The 3,844-nt window shown below is 44.2% G+C and carries 6 protein-coding genes; all 6 read right to left on the reverse strand.

Annotated elements, in window-relative coordinates; all coding sequences use genetic code 11:
• The coding region (locus IQ229_RS17220; protein WP_194045767.1) for a replicative DNA helicase at positions 1-1,226 on the reverse strand (1,226 nt) is incomplete at its 3' end.
• Positions 1,227-1,228: 2 nt separating this feature from the next.
• Positions 1,229-1,915 (reverse strand): hypothetical protein, encoded by a 687-nt coding sequence (locus IQ229_RS17225; protein ID WP_228013528.1) that lies wholly within the window; start codon positions 1,913-1,915, stop codon positions 1,229-1,231.
• Between the two features lie 8 nt (positions 1,916-1,923).
• A complete protein-coding gene (locus tag IQ229_RS17230) occupies positions 1,924-2,382 on the reverse strand; it encodes a hypothetical protein (protein WP_194045771.1) in 459 nt (152 codons plus the stop codon).
• A 125-nt stretch (positions 2,383-2,507) separates the two neighbouring features.
• Positions 2,508-2,819 (reverse strand): hypothetical protein, encoded by a 312-nt coding sequence (locus IQ229_RS17235; protein WP_109013056.1) that lies wholly within the window; start codon positions 2,817-2,819, stop codon positions 2,508-2,510.
• A gap of 93 nt (positions 2,820-2,912) precedes the next feature.
• Positions 2,913-3,560 carry a hypothetical protein gene (locus IQ229_RS17240; protein WP_194045773.1) on the reverse strand — a complete coding sequence of 216 codons (648 nt, stop codon included), beginning with the start codon at positions 3,558-3,560 and terminating at the stop codon, positions 2,913-2,915.
• Positions 3,561-3,655: 95 nt separating this feature from the next.
• Positions 3,656-3,844 (reverse strand): DUF1392 family protein (locus tag IQ229_RS17245; protein WP_194045769.1); only part of this gene is annotated, 189 nt, incomplete at its 5' end.

The following is a 3,844-nucleotide window of genomic DNA, read 5'->3' on the forward strand; positions in this document are numbered from 1 at the left end:
GTGTAAACAGCATCGCGGTAAAGCATAATTAACTGGTCACAAACCTCAAAGATTTCACCAGAGTTACGAAGTAAATGACGATTGGGGCGTTTATCAGCCGTAGTTTGATTGCCCCGATTAATTTGACAGCCCAAGAAAACAGGGATTTTGTGAGACTTGGCGATATCCCGAATCTGGCGGGTAATCTTGCCGACTTCAAAAGCCATATTCCCCCCAGATTCCAGAGGGATCTGCTGCAAGTAATCAATAAACACAGCACCAATAGAACCACCAAATTCGGCAATGGCACGGCGCACAGCAGAAGCAATCATTGTGGTTGTAGGGGAGGAATGCTCATAGACTTTCCAAGGCAGTTCCACCATCTGTCCTATGCCTTGTGCTATTTGTTCCCAGTAGCATTGCGTATTGGTTTGAATCATAGAAGCGTCTACGCCAGTGATTCGGGCTAGCATTCGGGCATTGAGTTGATTCTTGTCCATTTCTGGAGTTACATACAGAACTGGCTTTCCAAGTTTGCTCATAATTTCGTAAGCGTAAGAAATCATGAAGTGAGTTTTGCCCATGTGGGATTCAGCAGCCACTACAACTAAGCTGCTGGGATAAATGCCACCGGTGATATTTTCCAAGTCATACCAACCAACTTTGTCGCCTGCCATATTCCCCATCTCCAGCTTTTGAAAAAGTTCAATGCCCATGTCTTGTGCTGAGAAAACCTTGCAGCGCTCATCGCTTTGATTTTGAGTTACAGTAAAAACTTTTGCCTCAGCTTCCCCAAGGACAAGTGGTAGTTCAGTTTGCGTCTCGTAGCCGAGGTGGACAATTTCATTGCCCACTTTGATTAGCTGTCGCCGTCGATATTTCTCCATCACCAAATCAGCCAAAGCGTCGATGTTGACGGCGGATACAGTGCGGTCTACCAGAGTTGCTAACTTATTCCTGCCACCAATGCGATTGAGCAGATTGTGGTCAGCCAACCAAGCGGTGACGCTTAGTAAATCTGTGGGTTGAAACAAAGCGTGAAGCGTTGTCGCAGCTTGATAAATGTATGAGTGGGCGCTGATGTAAAAAGCTTCAACGCTTAGGCGATCGCTGACTCTGGTTATTGCTTCTGGGTCGAGCATAATCCCGCCCAAAATAGCAACTTCCGCTTCGATATTTTGTGGAGGCAAGTTGTCAAGTGACCTGTCAGGATGGAAAGAAACTACGTTGTCTTGATTAGGGTGCATAATTAGGCTCTTAGTGCTAATTTTAACTGCGCTTCAACTTCTCGCAAATTCGTGGAAGATGGTCTGGTGTTGCTCGAAACTTTTGCAGAAGAAGCTGTGGCTTGAAGTTTTGCTTTTAGCTCCAGCATTTGTGGGCTGTGTTGATACTCATTGGATGGAGCCTGCTTTGATTGCTCTTGCTGACGGCGTATTCGGTCTTGTGCCAAAGCATCTTCGAGCGTGATGCTATTGGTGTTGCTTGGTCTTCTTGTCGTAGCAGTATGTAGTTGAGGTGGGGACTGTTTTTCTGTTTGCAATACTGCTTGCTGATAGCGCTGCATCAGGTTCGTCCACCCACCCTTGGTTTTTTCCCAGGTGTTGATTACTGCGATCGCATGATCTATTTCCTGTTGTGCGGAGCGTTTTGATTTCGTTGCTAATTCTTGTGCTAGGAAATCCACGACTACCGGGTTGAAGTTCTGGTACAAGTTATTTAGCTTTCGCTCTCCATTGCGCCAAGGTAAAACCCAGCAATTCCACTTGATTGAGTCTCTAACAAGCAGCGGCACGCAATCATCACTCATAGCAGTCGGGTCTGTTAGCCAGGCATCAATCAGTTCTTTCACGTTCCGGGCTGTTTTGTAAGGACAGGTTAGTTGCGGCTTATTCGATTGTTCGGATTTATCGAATTTAATTCCTGTTATTTTCAATGTTAATTTCAGACTTGTTCTGGAAATTCAATGTGGCTTAAAGTCTGAAGTTCAACAGCTAATCCACTTAAGAAATTTTGGAGTTCGACTGTTGCCAATTCTTTGGATATCTCTTTTTCTGACGTATAAATAAGTTGCTTGTGATGCCCAAAGTAAACTTCTGTACGAGTTAAGTTTTGCTCTGTATCAGTTAACAGAGTCAAAGTAAATCTTCCAAGTTTACAAAAGTAATAGGGACGCTTTGAAATCCAAGATTTTCCAGGTTGCCAACTGATTTTGGGTTTTTTACCAATGTGAACACTGATAGATTCAAAATCAACGTGGAAAATATTTAGTAAAGGAAGCATTTCGCCACTGTTGTAATGATCTACAACGTGCTGTCTAATGCCTAATTCTGCTAAACCTTCAGGAATATCAATGTGAGCTTCAGATGAGATTTTCTCAACTACTGTGACTATGGCTTTCATATTTTTTATCTCCAAGGCGTAAAATTATTCCATTGAAACCAGCTTGAGCCAGAATCAGAGTATGTAGTGGTGAGGAGCAATCCCTAATTACAGGTCAATTGCGATTGTTCGCTTGATTATTTTTGTTAAAGTTCAGCTTGGAGCAAAACGCCTTTTGGGGTAAGCACCCAGTAAGTACTGTTGCCATCGTCAATTTCTTCGACAAATTCCCAGTCCTGAAGTTCATCTAAAACATCGCTCAGAAACTCATCAACACCGTCGCCACAAAAGCTCCCATTTTCTGCAATCATGTCTAAAGTTCCCCTCATTTCCGGGTCAGCTTGAGCTAATTCTTTAGAAGTCAGAATTTGAATGATGTCTACATAAGCAGTGCTAATTATGCACTCTTTACCATCAGTGGCTGTAACTTGTGCTTGTAAATTAAAAGGGATGATCATAAAATTTTCAGTGCTAATTCTCTAGGTGGGTATTATTTAATTGACCAACAGTCAGAAGAATTCAGGGAACCAATAACTAAAGACTGATGGCTACTAAACTGATACTTTTTCCTTCTTGCTAGCGAAAGCCCCCGCCTGCCTTAACGCTGCTCCAGGACTGGGATGAACAAAGAACTCTTCTATAGCTTTGGTCAACCCAGCCGCAACAGTCGGCTCGTGACAAGCGTAGACATAGATGGGCTGTTGCACACCGTTAACCAATCGCGTTTCTTGGCGATCGCCTAACTGAGGGTAGAATGTTCTCACCCATGTACCCAAGTGTCCCCGGTAGTGAGTGCCGCTCAGGGGAACTTTTTTTCCAAGTTCGTTCTCTGCAAAGTTCACAACCCCCAGCCAGCGTTCTTCTGAAGGGGTTAGCAATTTCCTATTATGTTCAGCCAGAAGATTCCCGGCATAGTCTTTAAATTGCTGTTCTATGTATGGGTTGAGTCTGCCACCGGTTAATTCAGCTAAAGTCTTCATTGCCAGGACAAGAGTATGCAATCGTTGTTCAACTGGGGGGAGGGCTGGTGTCGGGGGTTGTTCTTGTGGTTGAGTGGCGGGTTTTGTCCAGCCCATTATGTCTTGCATCCAGGCACGAACACCGATCCGGTTAAAAGCTTTGCATACAAGTCTGGCTTGCTGTTTGCAGTACCGTCCAGCATCAAAAGCGTAATATTCAATAACGGCAGCAACACCCATATCAGGTATTCCCTTATTCCAGGTTTCCAGTGCCGCAGGGCTAAATCTTTGTTGTATAAGGCTTTGGGCTAATGCAGAGGGTTCCAGTGCCGCACTTAGTAACGCACGACGAAGCGAAGAATCTTGTACATCTGCCAGTCTTGCAGTTGCCCGAATAGGCCCAAAACAAAAGCAGGTTTTTGCACAGTGATGCTTTCTAACTCTCCAGTCCCAATGATTTGGTTTTGTGTGGCGTGGAGTATTTCATTACGGCAATCAATTGAATAAATCCAGCACTCATGCTT

This window comes from Nostoc cf. edaphicum LEGE 07299 (genome assembly GCF_015207245.1).
GTDB classification, from domain to species: domain Bacteria; phylum Cyanobacteriota; class Cyanobacteriia; order Cyanobacteriales; family Nostocaceae; genus Nostoc; species Nostoc edaphicum_B.